Genomic DNA, 17,210 nt, shown 5'->3' with positions numbered 1-17,210 from the left:
GGTAAGATGCCGCGCCGCGTCGGCGGCCGACTCGTCCTCAACGCAGCCAGCAGCCAGCCCCGCCCATGGAGCCACAACTCGTGCCGCAGCTTGAGCCGCAACTGGTCTTGTTGCTGGCGGCGGTGCTGCTGGATGCGCTGCTCGGGGACCCGAGCTACTCGCTGCATCCGATCCGGCTTCTGGGCCATGCGAGCATCGCATTGGAGCGCTGGCTGTTCGCGCGCGGCTGGAACGGGCGTCTTGCCGGTGTGCTGCACGGGCTCGCCGTGACCCTGGGGGCCATCGCCGCGTGGTGGCTGGTGCGGCTCGTGCTTGCGGCGGCGCATCCGGTGCTCGGCTGGCTCTGGGATCTGTTCATCGCTTACAGCCTGCTCTGCACCCGCGATTTGCTGGACCACGGTCGGCGCGTGCTGATGGTGCTGGAGGACCTGCCGACGGCGCGTGGACGGCTCGCCTGGCTCGTCAGCCGCGAGACGGCGGAGCTCGATCGCGGCGGCGTCGTGCGCGGGACCATCGAGAGCCTGTCCGAGAACCTCACCGACGGCGTGCTGACGCCGCTGTGGGCACTGGCGCTGCTCGGGCTGCCGGGGCTCATCGCCGTCAAGGCCATCTCCAGCCTGGACTCCATGGTGGGCTATCGGACCGAGCGCTACCGGCGCTTCGGCTGGGCCGCCGCGCGCACCGATGACCTGATCCACTGGCTGCCGGCGCGGCTGTCCGTGCCGCTGCTCGCCGCCGCGGCGGCGCTGACGGGTCTGCACTGGCGGGCGGTGCTGCCGGCGGCGCGGCGCTGGCACGGCGTGCTGCCGAGCCCGAACTCCGGCTGGAGCGAGGCCGCCGCGGCGGGGGCGCTCAAGGTCCGGCTCGCCGGACCCGCGCGCTACCACGGGGAGTGGGTGGAGCGGCCGTGGATCGGCGCCGATGATTGGCCGGCGGACCTGACCGGGGACGATCTGCGCCGGGCGCTGTGGCTGGTGGGCGTCGCCGCCGGGCTGGCGACGGCGATTGCCGCTGGGTTGTGCCTGGCAGCTTGGCGTTGACGGTCGAAGGCTACCGAGGCGTCGCCTCAGACCGACGAGTTGTGCTCAGTGCTATCAGCCAAAGGGCCGAGGGCCGAGGGCCGAGGAGGGCTCCCTCGGCCCTCGGCCCGTATGCCCTCAAGCGGTTTCGCCGTGAAAGCTTGACTCTTCGAGGCAGGCGACGGCGGAGACTCGGCAGCGAAGCACTTGCCCGCCCGTAGCCGAGCCGGAGCCGGGCCGGAGAGCCGACCTCCCGGTCGGCTCCGCACTCGCGAGATCTGTGCATCCCGCTCTGTCGCCGTGTTGACCTGGAGGTCAACACTCCAGTCAACATCCGTCAAAACCGCGCAACGGCAACGGCAACGGCAACGGCAATGACAACGACGAAACCCGGTCTCAGGATTTCGGCAGCGAAGCACTAGCGCGCAGCAGCGAAGCAGTGCGCCGTCTACAGCAGTTTCACCAGCGCCGCGATGGCCGCGATCTGCGCGAACATCAGCGGCACCAGCCATTTCAGCAGGTCGATCTTGAAGCGGGCGATGTCGCCGCGTAAGCGCTCGATGTCGATCTCGATCTGGCCGCGGAGCTGCTCGATGTCGGTTGCGACCTTGCCGCGGAGCTGCTCGAGCTCGGTCGCGATCTGGCCGCGGAGCTGCTCGATGTCGGTTTTCAGCTCGGAGCGAACCTGTTCGATCTGAAGCTGCAGATCGGCCCGCAACTGCTCGATCTCTTTGCGTACCTGCTCGATCTCCTTTTGCAGCCGGAGCTCGCTTTCCCGCACGTGACCCTGCGTGGCGGCGTCTTTGAGGTGCGGATAGCGCTCATCCAGGCGCTCGAAGGCCTCCGCGATGAGCTTGGCGCGGGTCGTATCGTCGGGCGCGCTGCGCAGCGCCTCGTAGAGGTCGATGACGGACTGGGTCATGGGCGCAATCTCGCACCGTTGCTTGGCTTGCGCAAGCGGCCGGGGCGGGCTCAATCGCGCTGCTTAAAGCGCCGGCGGATCTCCTCCCCGACGCCCGGCCGGCGCAAGAGCCCGTAGGCGACGCCCACCGCGGCATAGTCGGCCACCGTCGGCTCCGTCATGTGCGGCAGGTAGTCGGCATCCGTGAACCGGCGCAGCGCCGGGTAGGCGCGCCGGTAGTCGGCGTCGGACTCGGGCCTGCGGCCGCCCGGCTCGCTCGGCGGGTCGTAGGCGGCGTTTAGGCTGCGCATCTGCGGCGAGACCGCCGGCACGTGCCAGTGCGGGCCGAGCACCGGGATGCCGCCGAGCGGCTCGGGGTTGTCGTCGTACTGCGAGAGCTTCGACAGCGGCCAGCGCGGCGCGCGCGCGCCGAAGCCCGTGACGTAACAGAGCGCCTGCGGGTTGCCGCCGAGCTGCGGCGTCGGCGACTGCCAGGCCCAGTCCAAGAGCTCCGGCTCGCCGGACAGTGCGTAGGCCTGCAGCAGCGGCAAGGTCGCCCGCGTGGACAACGCGAAGCTGCCCCAGCCGACGAAGCCGATGTGGTGATGCACCGGCGCCCGCCATGGGTGCTGCGCGGCCATGCGCGCGCGCCAGCGCCCGGACTCCAGCACCGCGTTGCGGGCTTGTTTCAGCAAGGCCGGGTCCTTGGCGCCGTCGGCCATCACGTAGGCCCAGAGTGCCGCCATGGCCTGCTTGTCGTAGGACACGGGATTGGTCGGGTCGATCGTAACCTTAGGCGCAAGCGCCGCGTAGGCGCGGCGGTAGCGCTCCGCCCCGGTGGTGCGCAGCAGCTCCGCCGCGGCCCAGAGGCGGTTGTCGATGGCGGCGGCGTCGGCATACTCGCCCGCGTGCATGCCCGGCGGGTTGCGATAGCGCTCGCCCTCGGCGGGCCATTGCGGATGGCTCTCGATGAAGCGCCAGGCGGCCTCGGCGGCGGCGAGCACCTGCTTCGCCCTGGCCCCATCGAAGGGCTGCATCAGCCGGGCATGGATGGCCGCCGCTGCGGCGAAGGACGCCGTGGCGTGGGTGGTGCGCTCGCCGATAAGCCGGGGCTTTGTGATGCGATGCGGCAGGGACTCATCCCAGCGCTCGCTCGCGATGCGAAAGTGCACGCCGCCGTCCGGGTCCTGCATGGCAAGCAGCCAGCGCATGCTCCAGTCCAGCTCGTCGAGCACGTCCGGGATGCCGTTGCCGCGCTCCGGGATGCCGAGGTCGCCGTCGCCGAAGCGCGCCGGCGCCAGATCCAGCGCGGCACCGACGCTGAACCATACCGGTGCCGCGTTCGCCACGTACTGGCCATAGTCGCCGGCATCGAACCAGCCGCCGTGGACCTCGCGCCGGTCGCAGCCGCGGCTGCCGCAGCCCAGTGCCGAATCCTGCACGCTCGGGTGCAGCACGCCGTCGAGCGCGCTGGGCACGCCGCCTTGGGGCCGGGCGTGGCCCGGGTCCGCGTGGCGGGCGTCGATCGGCATGCCGTTGCGGCTGTGGAAAAAGAGCCGGAACACGCCGCGGTAGAGCGGCGCGTAGACGTCCTCGGCGATGGTGAACGCATCGGAGGCCCCGAGCCCGACCATCTGGATGCGATAGCGCCCGGGCCGCCGCAGCGCTGAGAAGTCGAGCGACAAGACGCGGTTGCCGCTCCAAGGGTCGTGGGCGGCGATCAGCTCCGCCGCGCCGCTGAAGGCGACTTGGCCGCTGTTCGTGTCGATGACATCGAAGCGCGTCGGCGCAACCGGCAGCGGCCCCGCGCTGCCGAGCCAGTTGCCGGCGAAGGCGCGCTTGGGCGCATGCGGCGCATAGCCCACCTGGCTCGCCTGGATGGAGCCGGTGACGCTGTGAGACGCGAAGCCGAGCGGCAGGGCGGTGCCGTCCGGCAACTGCAACTGGTGCCGCGTGCCCGGTGTCAGCGGGGTGTCGAAGAACAGGTGCGCCCGGTTGCCGACGATGGCGCGCGCCTCGGCATCGAAGCCGATGATCTGCCGGTCGCGGCCCACGCGCGCGGGCGCCTGCGCGGTGCCGTCGGACCGCAGGAGCCGGATGCGCTCGGCGTCGAGCGCGGGCGACTCGCCGTCCGGGCCGGTCACAACGAGCGTGAGCGCGTGTGCCGAGCGGATCTCGAGGGCGCGCACCGCGCCCTCGGCAAACACCTGGGCCTGCATCTGGCGCAGTTGCTCGGGGTCGAGCCCGAGCGGCGTCGTGACGCCGAGCCGAGCGCCATCGGCGGCGGCGCCGCTGCCGGAGCCGGCCGCGAGGAGCGTGCCGAGCAGCACGACCGTCGCCCGCTGCCCTGGTCGCCGGGCCCACGGCCCTTGGCCCTTGGCCCTCGGCCCTTTCGCCGGCAGGCGCCGTTTCGTCGTAAAACTTGACTCGTCTGCAAACATTCGGCGCCGTCCAGCAACCTAGTTGCCGTCGCTGCCGACGGTGTTGCCGAGGATGATTCCGGTCTGGATCGCCGTGATGGTGGGCACGATCTGGTTCAGCATCTGCGACCACTGCGATAGATAGGTCGGCGGCACGTAGACGATGTCGTTCGGCTCCAACTGCACGTCCTGCGCGTTGCCGTTCAGCACCTGCTTGAAGTTCACGACGATCAGGCTCGGGTTGCTCAGCGCGCCGCGCACGATATGCACGCGGCTCAGGTCCGCTTCGCGCGTGAAGCCCTCGGCCAGCGCTAGGGAGCGCGACATGGGCATGTCCTCGCGGAACGCGAACTGCGCGGGCTTGTTCACCTCGCCGACGATGTAGACTTCCTGCGACAGGCCCGACGGGATGCTGATGTAGTCGCCGTCCTGCAGCTCAATGTCGAAGCGCAGATCCCCCTGGCGGAACAGCCGCGTGAAGTCCACCGGTAGCACCCGCCCCTCGCGGGCGATGAAGGCCGTGGACAGGTCTGCCACCTCCACGGAGCTGGAGCGGAACTGGCCCTGCTTGAAGCCGCCGGCGTGGGCGATGGCCTGGGTGAGCCGCACGTCGGTGACGAGCGGATAAACGCCGGGCTTGGTCACCTCGCCGTTCACCGTGTAGTTGAGGCTGTTCAACTGCGTCACGATCACCGCGACCCGCGGTGCGATGACGAAACGGGCCAGGCGCTCGCTGATGGTTGCGGTCAGCTCGTCGACACTGCGCCCGGCAGCCGCCACGTCGCCGATGAGCGGGAAGGAGACCATGCCGTCCGGGCGGATCGGCACACTCGCAATGCCGAGATCCGGCTCGTCGTAGACCGAGATGCTCAGCACGTCGCCCTTGCCGAGGGTCGGCATGACGCGGGTCTCGGCGACCACCCGGGCAAGCTCGGCGAGCTGCTCCTCGGTGGTGAGGCGGCGCGTGATCTGCTCCGGCGGCTCCTTCAGCGACTCCGGGCGCACCAGCGGCGGCGGCTCGTCGAGGTAGGGCGGCGGTGTCTGTCGCGGCGTGGTGGCACAGCCGGCGAGCAACGCCAGCGCGAGCAGCAGCCATGCTGGCGGAAAAAGCCCGAGCGCGCGGCGCCAAGCGGTGCGAGCAAGCGCCGCCTGTCGGCCCTCTGAGCCGCTTGGTTCCGCTACAATGGCTCCACTCGCGCGGTTCCGCCGTAACCGCCCGTTGCGGTCTCCGTACTGTTCAACTCGCATCTGCCCGGAGGTGTCGATGATCTCGTTTCCGCTGGTCCGCCGGTGGGGGCGCTCTGCTGCCAGGCACCGCGTCGGTCTCACTGCCATGCTCCTCGCTGTCGTGCTGGCGCCGCAAACGCTGTGGGCGAGCGCCGATGACAGCGTTGCCGCGATCAAGGAACGCGGCATCCTGCGCCATCTAGGCATCCCCTACGCGAACTTCGTCACCGGCGCGGGTGACGGCATGGACGTCGAGCTCATGCAGGGTTTCGCCCGCTGGCTGGGCGTGGATTATGAGTACGTGCAGACGGATTGGTCCAGGGCCATCGGGGATCTCACCGGCAAGGAGGTCAAGTCCATCGGTGATGACGTGCAGATCGTGGGCGATGTGCCGATCAAGGGGGACATCATCGCCAACGGCATGACCGTGATCCCGTGGCGCGAGAAGGTGGTCGCCTTCGCCGAGCCCACGTTCCCGACCCAGGTGTGGCTCATGTCGCGCGCGGATACGGCAGTGTCGCCGATCCAGCCCACGAATAACCTGGTGGACGACATCGTGCAGACCAAGTCTGTGCTCGCCGGCAAGAGTTTGCTCGGCAAGCTCGACACCTGCCTCGACCCCGCGCTTTACGACATGGAGAGAACCGGCGCCAAGATCTCGCTCTTCGACGGCACGCTGAACGAGCTGGCGCCGGCGCTGCTCGCCAACGAGTCGGAGTTCACGCTGCTCGACGTGCCGGACGCGCTGGTGGCGCTGCAGAAGTGGCCCGGCGAGATCAAGGTCATAGGCCCCGTCAGCGAGCCGCAGGACATGGCGCCCGCCTTCCGGCCCGAGGACAAGGGGCTGCGCAACGCCTTCAACACCTACCTAGCTGAGCTGCGGGCGGACGGGTCCTTCGATGCGTTGACGTTGAAGTACTACCCGTTCGTGGTCGAGTATTTTCCGGACTTTCTATCCGCGCAAAACTGAACCGCCGCCGCCGCCGCCGTCCTCGCGGCGGGGCGGCCGATATGTGGGAGTTTGATCGGGTTCCTCGTTCGCAGATGCGCGCCGACGCGACAATGGCGAACAGCCCCGCTCCGACACTCACGTTGCGCCAGCCGTTGTAGGGATCGAAATCGAAATCGGGATCGAAATCGAAATCGAGATTCTCGCCCAACCGCATTTGGCTCAAGTGGCGTCGAAGTGCGAAACCCTAGCGAGGCAGAGCCTCAGACCGACCAGGGCACGGCGCCTCGTCTTGCGCAGCCCGCTCGTCGGCGCATTGGGCCAAGGGCCAAGGGCCAAGGGCCAAGGGCCAAGGGCCAAGGGCCAAGGGCCAAGGCGGGCTCCCTTGGCCCTCGGTCCTCGGTCCTTTTGCCTGCAAGCGCCTTGTCGTCGTGAAACTTGACTCATCTGCAAGCATTCGGCGCCGTCAAGCAATCTAGTGTCGTGCGATTCGCTGACCGTCGATAGCGATAGCGACGCCCAACTTAGGGTCTGCTGCGGCGAATTGAATCTTCACGAAGGCCCCAAGCTCACGCTTCCCCAGCATAGCGACCCCGGCCCATGAGCGATCACGCAGACCGAGCCCCGGCACAGTCGTCCGGCCTCACCTTCTGGACGGTGTTGATGGCGCTGTCCCTGGTGGGGCTCATGGGCTATCTGCTGGTGGATAACTACCGCAACGCCATGAGCCTGCAGGACACACTCGTGGACCGCATCCGCGGCGCCGCGCAGAGCCGCAGCACGGCCATCGAATACTTCTTCGACGAGAAGCGCAGCGATCTCGACAACCTCGCCCGCGCCCGCGAGGTGTCGGTCTATTTCGAGAACCGCGCGCTCGGCATGAGCGAGCGCTTCGGGCTGAAGCAGAGCCTGATCCCCATCGAGCGGCTGTTCGCGGAGCTCATGGATCGCAAGCGCGTCGCGGGGCAGCCCATCTACCAGCGCATCGTCCTCGTGGATGGTAGCGGCAGTGCGTTGGTGGACGTGTTCGCGCCGAATGCCGACGAGCCCGGGCGACAGAAGGATCTGCGCGCCTGCTTGCGGCCGACGGACGAGGGCGTGCTGGTGCGCACGCTGGAGGGGGGCGCTGCCATCGTCGTCTCGGCGCCCTATCGCTTCAAAGGGGAGTACGCGGGCCAGCTTGTGGCCTGGATCGACCCGGAGCTCCTGCATTCGAGCCTGCTCGACGCCGGCGGCAACGGCCAGGCACTGGCCTTTGCGCTGGTGGAGGATGCCGGCGCGGGCCGCCAGTTGGTCGGCGACGGCAATATGGGGATCTGGTCGGAGGTGTTCCGGGTGCTCGCGGACGCGGCGCCGCCCGGGCAGAAACTGGACCTGAGCGAGCCCGTGCGGTTGCTCCTGCCGGAGTCGGGCTTCAATGTTTTCGTTTCGGAGGTGCCGGTCGCGGGCACGCCGTTTCAGCTCATCGAGCTGAATCGCGTGGACACTGTGGAGAGCGGCCTCAATCCTTGGCTGCAGGCCTCGGCCATGGCCGTGCTCGCGGCCATCGTGCTGGCCGGGGTCGTGCTCGTGTTCCGCGCCAACCTCGGGCAGGCGGCGCTGCAGGCGCGGCTCGACGAGGCAGCGCGGCGCGAGCGTGTCATCGAGGCCAAGAACGTTGCACTGAACCGCGAGATCGCCGAGCGCCGGCGCGCCGAGGAGGCGCTGCGCGCCAGCGCGCGGGAGTTCCGTGCCATCGCCGACTACACCTACGACTGGGAAGACTGGACCGATCCGGACGGTAAGCTCCTGTGGGTGAACCCCGCCGTCGGACGGGTCAGCGGCTTCAGCGTCGAGGAATGCCTCGCGATGCCGGACTATCCGCTGCCGGTGGTGCACCCCGAGGACCGCCGCGCGTTCCACCGGCAGGTGGAGCGGTTGCGGGCGGGGGACAGCAGCGAGCACGAGTTCCGGCTGCTGCATCGCGACGGCAGCCTGTCCTGGGCCGTGCTCACGGGTCAGCCCATCTGCGACGCCGACGGCACCAAAATGGGGCTGCGCTGCAGCATCCGCGACATTACCGAGCGGCGGCGCGCCAGCCAGGCGATGCTGGACGCGAAAGAGGCCGCCGAGGCGGCGAGCCAGGCGAAAAGCGACTTTCTCGCCAACATGAGTCACGAGATCCGCACCCCGATGGTGGGCGTCATCGGCATGACGGGGCTGTTGCGCGACACCGAGCTGAACGCCGTGCAGCGCGACTATGTCGAGACCATCCACAGCTCGGGCGAGGCCCTGCTCGACGTCATCAACGACATCCTCGACTTCTCTAAGATCGAGGCCAAGCGCATGGAGCTGGAGATCACCGGCTTCGATCTGCGCGCGACGCTGGAGGAGGTGGCGGACATCCTGGCGCTGAAGGCCTTCGAGAAGGGGCTCCAGTTCAACTGCCTGCTGCCGGAGGACATCCCGGTACGCCTGCGTGGCGATGCGGGGCGCCTGCGGCAGGTGCTCGTGAACCTGACCGGCAACGCCATCAAGTTCACGGAGCACGGCGAGGTATCCGTGGACGTGAAGCGCCTGGACGCCGACGCCGACGCCGAGCACTGCCTGCTGCGGTTCGAGGTCAGCGATACCGGCATCGGCATCGAGCAGGGGCGCCAGGGAAACCTGTTCCAGTCCTTCTACCAGGTCGACGCCACCACCACGCGCCGCTTCGGCGGCACCGGGCTCGGGCTTGCGATCTCCAAACAATTGGTGGATCTGATGGGCGGCTGCATCGGCTGCGACAGCCACGTGGGTGTGGGCTCCACCTTCTGGTGCGAGATCCCGTTCCTGCTCGAGTCCGACGCGGGCCTGCCGACGCCGCCGCCGAACGACGTGCTGGTGGGCAAGCGCGTGCTGATCGTAGACGACAACGCCACCAACCTGCGCGTGCTCCACGAGTACCTGACGGCCTTCGGCTGTGTCATCGATCAGGCCGACGGCGCCGCTGCGGCGAAGCGGCGACTCGGCGCGGCGCGCGCCGCCGATCGGCCCTACGACATTGTTGTGCTAGACATGATGATGCCGGTGGTGGACGGGCTGACGCTGGGCCGTGAGATCCGCCGCAGCGGCGAGTACGGCGAGCCGAAGCTCGTGATGCTGTCCTCACGCGACCAGCGCGGCGACGGCCGCGCGCTGGAGCAGGCGGGCTTCGACGCCTTCTTGACCAAGCCTGTGAAACGCCACGCGCTGCATCGGCTGCTGATGCGGCTGTTCGAGGCCCGCATCGACCAGCCGACGGCGCCGTTGGGCGACGAGATTGCCGATGACGCGACGCCGCTGCGTGTCCTCGTCGCCGAGGACAACCCGACTAACCAGAAGGTCGCACTGCGCATGCTGCAGCGCCTGGGCTATCGCGCCGATGCTGTCGCCAACGGCCGCGAGGCGCTGAAGGCGCTGCAGCTCATCCCCTACGACCTGGTGCTGATGGACGTGCAGATGCCGGAGATGGACGGCCTGGAGGCGACCCGCCGCTTCCGCGCGCTTGAGGACGGCACGGGCCGCCGGCTGCCCATCGTCGCCATGACGGCGCACGCGTCCACTACCGATCGCGAGCGCTGCCTGGCTGCCGGCATGGACGACTTCGTGACCAAGCCCGTGCAGCGCGATACCCTGGGGTGCATCATCGGACGGCTGTTTGCGTCGCTGGCCGCCGACGCGAAGCCGAAGGGCGATGCGGCTGGCACCGCGCCGCCGCAGCCCACACCGCCTGCCGTCGGCTCGGGGGCCGAGCCGGCCAGGCCGCTGCCGGCGGAGCCGGTGGCCGTCGTCCCGGTGCCCGAGATCGCACCGCCGGCAGACGGCAACGGCCATTTCAGCGTCGAGGTTATGGTGGAGCGGCTCGACAACGACGAGGAGATCGCCCGCGAGATCGCCGGTATCTTCGTGGAGACCTCGCAGGCGTTGCTCACGGAGCTCGCCGACGCCATCCCGGATGGTGACCCGGACGTCGTGCGCACGCGAGCGCACTCCATCAAGGGCTCCGCCGGCAACATCGGCGCGGTGGCGCTGCAGGACCTGGCCGCGGCCATGGAGCACGCCGGCCGCGACGGCCGGCTCGATGAGGCCGAGCGACTGCTGCCCCGGTTGCAGGCAAGCCTGGATGCGGTCACCGCGGTGCTGGACGAGTGGGCCTGACGGTCTAGTGGCCAGTGGCTAGTAGCTAGTGGCTGGAAGGGCTGTGCTATCGTAGCCACGCTCATCGAGCTTCATCCGGGGGTCGGCAAGGCCGGGCCGCGGCTGATTCCTGCAGGTGGTATCGCAGACGGGCCGTCAGCTTGTTCGTACGCAATCCCGAAGAGTTTCAGGCACCAGGCTCCGCGCGGCGGCGGTACGTCCGGCTGCGCAAGGGTCTCGACATCCCGTTGAGCGGCGCCCCGGCGCCCTGCGATCCGGCGAACCTCGAACAGGCCAGGCCCGTGACCCGCGTCGCCTACGTCGGCCTGGACGTGCGCGGGCCGAAGCGCCTGCCGACGCTGGAGGCGGACGTCGGCGACCGCGTGCGCCTCGGCCAGCCGCTGACCCGGCGCAAGGCCTACCGCCAGGTGGTGGGCACGGCGCCCGGCACCGGTGTCATTGAGGCCATCCATCGCGGCCCCAAGCGCGTGCTGGAGACCATCGTCATCCGACTCGATGACCCCGCCGCCGACCCGTCTGCTGCCTCGCAGGAGACCTTCAACGCCTACGGCGCCGCCGAGCTCGCCGGCCTGAACCGCACCCAGGTCATCGAGAACCTCACCGCGTCCGGGGCCTGGCTCGCGCTGCGCACCCGCCCCTTCAGCATGATCGCGGACCCGGGCCGGCAGCCCGACGCGCTCTTCGTCACGGCCATCGACACGCAGCCGCTCGCACCGGACCCCGCGCCGTTCATCCACGCCGCGGGCGAGGCCTTCAGCGACGGGCTCTGCGTGCTCGCCAAGCTCACCGATGGCCCGCTCTGGGTCTGCACGCGGCCCGCCGCGGCGCTGCCGCTGCCCGCGGCGGACACCTGCCGCAACATCGGCGTCGCCGAGTTTGCCGGTCCGCACCCGGCCGGTCTGGTCGGCACGCACATTCACTTCCTGCGCCCGGTGAGCCTCAAGCACGAGGTGTGGCACTTGGGCTGGCAGGACGTCATCGCCATCGGCCGGCTGTTTCGCACCGGGCGCATCGACCCGCGGCGCGTCATCTCGCTGGCGGGGCCGATGGTCGCGCGGCCGCGGCTGCTCTGCACCCGCGTCGGCGCCAGTACCAACGAGCTCATCGACGGCGAGCTGAAGGGTCGGCACGAGGCGCGCGTCGTCTCCGGCTCGGCGCTGAGCGGTCGCCAGGCGGTGGGCACGAGCGCCTACCTCGGGCGCTTCCACAACCAGATTACGGTGCTGCCGGAGACCCGCGAGCGCGAGTTTCTCGGCTGGCTCGCCCTCGGGCGTGGGCGCTATTCGGCGATGAACCTGTTCTGGTCGCGCCGCCACGGCGAGCAGCTTGAGCTGGGCACCTCGCTACAGGGCAGCCCCCGGGCCATGGTGCCAGTGGGCGCCTACGGGCGGGTCATGCCGCTGGATATCCTGCCCATGCAGCTCCTGCGCGCCCTCTTGGTAAACGACACCGAGACCGCCGAGGCACTGGGCGCGCTGGAGCTGGACGAGGAGGACGTGGCGCTCTTGAGCTTCGTGGACTGCGGCAAGCACGACTACGGCCCGGCTCTGCGCCGGAACCTGGAGCTGATCCGCAACGAAACGCTGTGACGCGGCACCTTGCGGCCGCGTGACGGACCCGGCCCGATCCGCGTTCGGCACGTGCCTTGCCTCAGAACGGCACACTCGGCAGCAGGCAGCAGCACCCAACAGGCGATACCGATGAGTCAGCGCCTTCGCGAATTCCTCGACCGCCAGGAGCGGCACTTCCAGCGCGGCGGGCGGCTGGAGCGCTTCGGCGCCGTGTTCGAGGCCCTGGACACCTTCTTGTACACGCCTTCCATGGTTACCGCCCGGGCGCCGCACGTGCGCGACGGCATCGACCTGAAGCGGGTCATGATCTTCGTCTGGTTTGCGGTGCTACCGTGCGCGCTGTTTGGCATGTACAACGTCGGGCTCCAGGCCAACCAGGCCATGGCCGCGATGGGCGTCATGGGCGTCCCCGGCTGGCGCGGCGGGCTGCTCGCGCTGCTCGGCGCCGGCGGCTATGACCCCGGCAGCCCGTGGGACAACTTCTGGCACGGGGCGGTGTACTTTGTGCCCATCTACGCCGTCACCATGGCTGCCGGCGGCTTCTGGGAGGTGCTGTTCGCGAGCGTCCGCAACCACGAGGTCAACGAGGGCTTCCTGGTCACCTCCATCCTGTTTGCGCTGACGCTGCCGCCGGACATCCCGCTGTGGCAGGTGGCGCTCGGCATGTCCTTCGGCATCGTCATCGGCAAGGAGGTCTTCGGCGGCACCGGCAAGAATTTCCTGAATCCCGCGCTCACCGGCCGCGCCTTCCTGTTCTTCGCCTATCCGGCGGACATCTCCGGCGACAGTGTCTGGACCGCCGTGGACGGCTTCAGCGGCGCCACGCCGCTGATGCTCGCGGCCGAAGGCGGGGTGGAGGCCATCCAAGCCGCGGGCGTGACCTGGTGGAGCGCCTTCTTCGGCACCATCCAGGGCTCCATCGGCGCCACCTCGACGTTCTTCATCCTGATCGGCGCGGCCTTCATGCTGTTCACCGGCGTGGCCTCCTGGCGGATCATGCTCGGCATGCTGGTTGGCGTCATCGCCACGGCGCTGCTGTTCAACGCCGTCGGCAGCGAGACCAACCCAGCCTTCGCGCTGCCCTGGCATTGGCATGTGGTGCTCGGCGGGCTCGCCTTCGGGCTCGTGTTCATGGCCACCGATCCCGTGTCCGCGGCCATGACCGAGACGGGCAAGTGGATCTACGGCGCGCTGATCGGCTTCATGACCGTGCTGATCCGGGTGCTGAACCCCGCGTATCCGGAGGGCGTGATGCTGGCCATCCTGTTCGGCAACCTGTTCGCGCCGCTGATTGATTGGTTCGTCGTGCAGGCGAATGTGCGCCGCCGCCGGCAGAGGGACGCGGCATGAGCACTGATCTGCTGGCCCCCGTGCGGGCGCGCTTCGACCTGCCGAACGAGGACCCGCGCAAGATCTTCGCCGTCGCCGTCGCGCTCTGCCTGGTCTGCTCCGTGCTGGTCACGGCCACGGCGGTGACGCTACGGCCGTTGCAGGAGCGCAATGCCGCCCAGGCGCTGCGGCGCGAGGTCGTGCAGGTCTCCGGGCTCGGCGGGCGGGGCATGGACCTCGACGCCGCCTTCCGCCAGATCGAGACCCGGCTCGTGGATCTCGATAGTGGCGAGCTTGTGGAGGCCGCCGATCCCGACACCTATTCGTACCGTGACGCCGGGAACGACCCCGCCCGCAGTAGCGCGCTGGTCGAGGACCCCGCCGGCATCCGCCGCCGCCCGGACCTGATGCCGGTGTATCTGGTGCGGCAGCAGGGCCGGCTCCGCCGCGTGATCCTGCCCGTCTACGGCCAGGGGCTGTGGTCCACCATGCATGGCCTGCTGGCGGTGGCGCCGGACGGGCGCACGGCCAAGGCGCTCACCTTCTACGAGCAGCGCGAGACGGCCGGGCTCGGCAGCGAGGTCGCGAGCCGGAAGTGGCTCGGCCAATGGACTGGCAAGACGCTCATCGCGCCGGACGGCGAGCCCGTGATCGCCGTGGCCAAGGGCAACGTCGAGCCGGCCTCACCGAACGCGGACCGGCGCGTCGATGGCCTGTCCGGCGCCACGCTCACCAGCAACGGCGTCACCAACCTGATGCAGTTCTGGCTCGGCGAGCGGGGCTACGGGCCCTTCCTTGCCCGGCTGAACGCGCTCTGAACCGATTCGCCGCCGTCCCGAGGCCGCCATGGAATACAACCAGCGCAAGCTGCTCTTCGAGCCCATCGTCGACAACAACCCGATCACGCTGCAGATTTTAGGCATCTGCTCGGCACTCGCCGTCACGACCAAGCTCGCCCCGGCCATCACCATGAGTATTGCGCTGACGGCGGTGCTGGTGGGTTCCAGCGTCATCATCAGCCTGATTCGGCAGCATATGCCGAGCAGCATCCGGATCATCATTCAGATGACCATCATTGCGTCTTTGGTCATCGTCGTGGACGAGGTGCTGAAGGCCTTCGCGTGGGAGCTGTCGAAGCAGCTCTCGGTGTTCGTCGGGCTGATCATCACCAATTGCATCGTGCTCGGGCGCGCCGAGGCCTTTGCGTCGAAGAACCCGCCCTGGCCGAGCTTTCTGGACGCCCTCGGGCACGGCCTCGGCTACAGCCTGATCCTGGTCTCCGTCGCCACCATCCGCGAGCTGTTGGGTTCCGGCTCCCTGCTCGGCGTGCAACTGCTGCCGCTGGTGGAGGACGGCGGCTGGTACGTGCCGAACGGGCTCATGCTGCTCGCCCCCGGTGCGTTCTTCATCATCGGGCTCATGATCTGGGGCCTGCGGACCTGGCGCACGCAGCAGGTGGAGCGGGCGGAGTACCGCATCCGCGTCGTGCATCGCACCGATGCCGGCTGACGGAGGCGGCACGCGATGGAGCATTACCTATCTCTGCTGTTCAAGGCGGTCTTTGTCGAGAACCTGGCGCTCGCGTTCTTTCTCGGCATGTGCACCTTCCTCGCCATCTCCAAGCGCATCTCGACGGCCATCGGGCTCGGCGTCGCGGTGATCGTGGTGCAGAGCATCACGGTGCCGGTGAATGCCGTGATCCATCAATACCTGCTGCAGGATGGCGCGCTCGCGTGGCTGGGCTTAGGCGAGCTGGACCTGTCCTTTCTTGGGCTCATCACCTATATCGGCGTCATTGCCGCCATGGTGCAGATCCTGGAAATGACGCTGGACCGGTACTTTCCGGCGCTCTATCAGGCGCTCGGCATCTTTCTGCCGCTCATCACCGTCAATTGCGCCATCCTTGGCGGCTCGCTGTTCATGGTGGAGCGGGGCTACGACATCGCCGAGAGCAGCGTCTACGGCTTCGGCAGCGGGCTCGGCTGGGCGCTGGCGTTGGTGCTGCTCGCCGGCATCCGCGAGAAGCTGAAGTACAGCGACGTGCCGGACGGGCTGCAGGGGCTCGGCATCACCTTCATCAGCACCGGGCTGATGGCGATGGCATTCATGTCGTTTTCGGGTATCCAGCTCTAGCGCCAAGCCATGAACAGCTCATCGGGAAAGCGGCTGCGGCGCCGAGCGATAGTGACCGGATTGGGATTGGGATTGGGATTGGGATTGGGAGCGGGAGCGGGAGCGGAATTTGGGATCGGCGATCGGTAGCGCATTTTCGCTGGGAATACCGGTTCCGATACCGATACCGATACCGATACCGATCCTGATAGCGATAGCAACCTGTAACCGTACAGCTTTTGTTTGCGGCACTTCCGTGGTTAACTTCTCAGCGCGAGCCCAACACCCATGCTGACGCTGTTCCTCGGCATCCTGATCTTCACCGCCGTCGTGCTGCTGCTGGTGGCGGTGATTCTGGGCGCGCGCAGCCTGCTGGTGCCGAGCGGCGCCATTCACATCAACATCAACGACACCCGCGACCTTACCTGCGTTGCCGGCGGCAAGCTGCTTTATGCGCTCGCCGATGGCGGGCTGTTCGTGTCGTCGGCCTGCGGCGGCGGCGGTACCTGCGGGCAATGCAGGGTGAAGGTGCTGGAGGGCGGCGGCAAGCTCCTGCCGACGGAGACGAGCCACATCAACCGGCGCGAGGCGGCGGAGGGGTGGCGCCTGTCCTGCCAGGTCGGGCTCAAGGACGACATGCGCGTCGAGCTGCCGCGGGAGGTCTTCGGCGTGCGCCGCTGGCACTGCCGGGTGCGCTCCAACCGCAGCGTGTCGACCTTCATCAAGGAACTGGTGCTGGAACTGCCGGAGGGGGAGGCGGTCGCCTTTCGCGCCGGCGGCTTCATTCAGATCGAATGCCCGCCGTATCACATCCAGTTCAGTGACTTCGACATCCCAGCGCATCTGCGCGCGGATTGGGACAAGTACAACCTCTGGCAGCTCGAAGCGGGCACCAAGCAGCCGGTGACGCGCGCCTATTCCATGGCGAACTACCCGGGCGAGCAGGGCATCATCATGCTCAATGTCCGCATCGCCACACCGCCGCCGGACCGCCCGGGGGCGCCGCCCGGCATCATGTCCAGCTACATCTTCGGCCTCAAGCCCGGCGACGAGGTGACCATTTCCGGGCCGTTCGGTGAGTTCTTCGCGAAGGAGACCAATGCGGAAATGATCTTCGTCGGCGGCGGTGCCGGCATGGCGCCGATGCGCAGTCACATCTTTGACCAACTTAAGCGGCTCGACAGCAAGCGCCGCATGAGCTTCTGGTACGGCGCCCGCAGCAAGCGCGAGATCTTCTACCGGGAGGACTTCGATGCCCTGGCCCGTGAGCACGCCAATTTCACCTGGCACATCGCGCTGTCCGACCCGCTGCCGGAGGACGACTGGCAGGGCGATACCGGCTTCATCCACAACGTGCTGTTCGAAAAGTACCTCAAACAGCATCCGACCCCCGAGGACTGCGAGTATTACCTGTGCGGTCCGCCGATGATGACCGCCGCCGTCATCGGCATGCTCCAGGGTTTGGGGGTGGAGGACGACAACATCCTGCTCGACAACTTCGGCGGGTGATGCTGGTCCAATCTC

At 68.4% G+C, this 17,210-nt stretch carries 12 protein-coding genes; 9 read left to right on the top strand and 3 right to left on the bottom strand.

Going from position 1 to position 17,210, the window contains the following annotated elements:
• Positions 1 to 65: 65 nt before the first annotated feature.
• Positions 66 to 1,040, top strand: a complete 975-nt coding sequence (cbiB, locus tag ML01_RS20655; RefSeq protein ID WP_058557282.1) for an adenosylcobinamide-phosphate synthase CbiB — start codon at positions 66 to 68, stop codon at positions 1,038 to 1,040.
• Positions 1,041 to 1,467: 427 nt separating this feature from the next.
• Here the strand turns inward: cbiB and ML01_RS20650 are convergent, their stop codons facing one another.
• From ML01_RS20650 to ML01_RS20640, 3 genes are all read right to left on the bottom strand, one after another.
• Positions 1,468 to 1,941 (bottom strand): coiled-coil domain-containing protein, encoded by a 474-nt coding sequence (locus tag ML01_RS20650; protein WP_058557281.1) that lies wholly within the window; start codon positions 1,939 to 1,941, stop codon positions 1,468 to 1,470.
• Between the two features lie 50 nt (positions 1,942 to 1,991).
• On the bottom strand, positions 1,992 to 4,250 hold the full coding sequence (locus tag ML01_RS20645) for a glycoside hydrolase family 9 protein (protein ID WP_058557280.1): 2,259 nt from the start codon (positions 4,248 to 4,250) through the stop codon (positions 1,992 to 1,994).
• A gap of 129 nt (positions 4,251 to 4,379) precedes the next feature.
• Positions 4,380 to 5,414 carry a polysaccharide biosynthesis/export family protein gene (locus ML01_RS20640; RefSeq protein WP_058557279.1) on the bottom strand — a complete coding sequence of 345 codons (1,035 nt, stop codon included), beginning with the start codon at positions 5,412 to 5,414 and terminating at the stop codon, positions 4,380 to 4,382.
• A gap of 259 nt (positions 5,415 to 5,673) precedes the next feature.
• Between ML01_RS20640 and ML01_RS20635 the strand changes: the two genes are divergently transcribed.
• The 8 genes from ML01_RS20635 (at position 5,674) to nqrF (ending at position 17,195) form a co-directional block, all read left to right on the top strand.
• Positions 5,674 to 6,537 (top strand): transporter substrate-binding domain-containing protein, encoded by an 864-nt coding sequence (locus ML01_RS20635; protein ID WP_058557278.1) that lies wholly within the window; start codon positions 5,674 to 5,676, stop codon positions 6,535 to 6,537.
• A gap of 579 nt (positions 6,538 to 7,116) precedes the next feature.
• Positions 7,117 to 10,674 carry a response regulator gene (locus ML01_RS20630; protein WP_058557277.1) on the top strand — a complete coding sequence of 1,186 codons (3,558 nt, stop codon included), beginning with the start codon at positions 7,117 to 7,119 and terminating at the stop codon, positions 10,672 to 10,674.
• A 140-nt stretch (positions 10,675 to 10,814) separates the two neighbouring features.
• Entirely contained in the window at positions 10,815 to 12,263 is a 1,449-nt protein-coding gene (locus ML01_RS20625) for a Na(+)-translocating NADH-quinone reductase subunit A (RefSeq protein ID WP_082674489.1), read from the top strand.
• Between the two features lie 111 nt (positions 12,264 to 12,374).
• A complete protein-coding gene (locus ML01_RS20620) occupies positions 12,375 to 13,595 on the top strand; it encodes an NADH:ubiquinone reductase (Na(+)-transporting) subunit B (protein WP_058557276.1) in 1,221 nt (406 codons plus the stop codon).
• Positions 13,592 to 14,392 carry a Na(+)-translocating NADH-quinone reductase subunit C gene (locus ML01_RS20615; protein ID WP_058557275.1) on the top strand — a complete coding sequence of 267 codons (801 nt, stop codon included), beginning with the start codon at positions 13,592 to 13,594 and terminating at the stop codon, positions 14,390 to 14,392. Before ML01_RS20620 ends, ML01_RS20615 begins: the two co-directional genes overlap by 4 nt.
• 28 nt (positions 14,393 to 14,420) lie before the next feature.
• Positions 14,421 to 15,083 (top strand): NADH:ubiquinone reductase (Na(+)-transporting) subunit D, encoded by a 663-nt coding sequence (locus tag ML01_RS20610; RefSeq protein WP_058557274.1) that lies wholly within the window; start codon positions 14,421 to 14,423, stop codon positions 15,081 to 15,083.
• Positions 15,084 to 15,098: 15 nt separating this feature from the next.
• Positions 15,099 to 15,707 (top strand): NADH:ubiquinone reductase (Na(+)-transporting) subunit E, encoded by a 609-nt coding sequence (nqrE, locus tag ML01_RS20605; RefSeq protein ID WP_058557273.1) that lies wholly within the window; start codon positions 15,099 to 15,101, stop codon positions 15,705 to 15,707.
• Between the two features lie 267 nt (positions 15,708 to 15,974).
• Entirely contained in the window at positions 15,975 to 17,195 is a 1,221-nt protein-coding gene (gene nqrF, locus ML01_RS20600; protein ID WP_216819241.1) for an NADH:ubiquinone reductase (Na(+)-transporting) subunit F, read from the top strand.
• Positions 17,196 to 17,210 lie beyond the last annotated feature (15 nt).

The sequence above is a fragment of the Thiohalocapsa sp. ML1 genome, from assembly GCF_001469165.1.
In the GTDB taxonomy this organism is placed as follows: Bacteria; Pseudomonadota; Gammaproteobacteria; order Chromatiales; family Chromatiaceae; genus Thiohalocapsa.
Note: the sequence above shows the minus strand (reverse complement) of the source record. Positions and strands in the feature narration are given on the sequence as shown.

Excerpts from the sequence above, each read along its gene's own strand:
- nqrF (WP_216819241.1), top strand. The coding sequence starts at position 15,975 with ATGCTGACGCTGTTCCTCGGCATCCTGATCTTCACCGCCGTCGTGCTG.
- cbiB (WP_058557282.1), top strand. The coding sequence starts at position 66 with ATGGAGCCACAACTCGTGCCGCAGCTTGAGCCGCAACTGGTCTTGTTG.
- ML01_RS20615 (WP_058557275.1), top strand. The coding sequence starts at position 13,592 with ATGAGCACTGATCTGCTGGCCCCCGTGCGGGCGCGCTTCGACCTGCCG.
- ML01_RS20630 (WP_058557277.1), top strand. The coding sequence starts at position 7,117 with ATGAGCGATCACGCAGACCGAGCCCCGGCACAGTCGTCCGGCCTCACC.
- ML01_RS20610 (WP_058557274.1), top strand. The coding sequence starts at position 14,421 with ATGGAATACAACCAGCGCAAGCTGCTCTTCGAGCCCATCGTCGACAAC.
- ML01_RS20650 (WP_058557281.1), bottom strand. The coding sequence starts at position 1,941 with ATGACCCAGTCCGTCATCGACCTCTACGAGGCGCTGCGCAGCGCGCCC.
- ML01_RS20635 (WP_058557278.1), top strand. The coding sequence starts at position 5,674 with ATGCTCCTCGCTGTCGTGCTGGCGCCGCAAACGCTGTGGGCGAGCGCC.
- ML01_RS20620 (WP_058557276.1), top strand. The coding sequence starts at position 12,375 with ATGAGTCAGCGCCTTCGCGAATTCCTCGACCGCCAGGAGCGGCACTTC.
- nqrE (WP_058557273.1), top strand. The coding sequence starts at position 15,099 with ATGGAGCATTACCTATCTCTGCTGTTCAAGGCGGTCTTTGTCGAGAAC.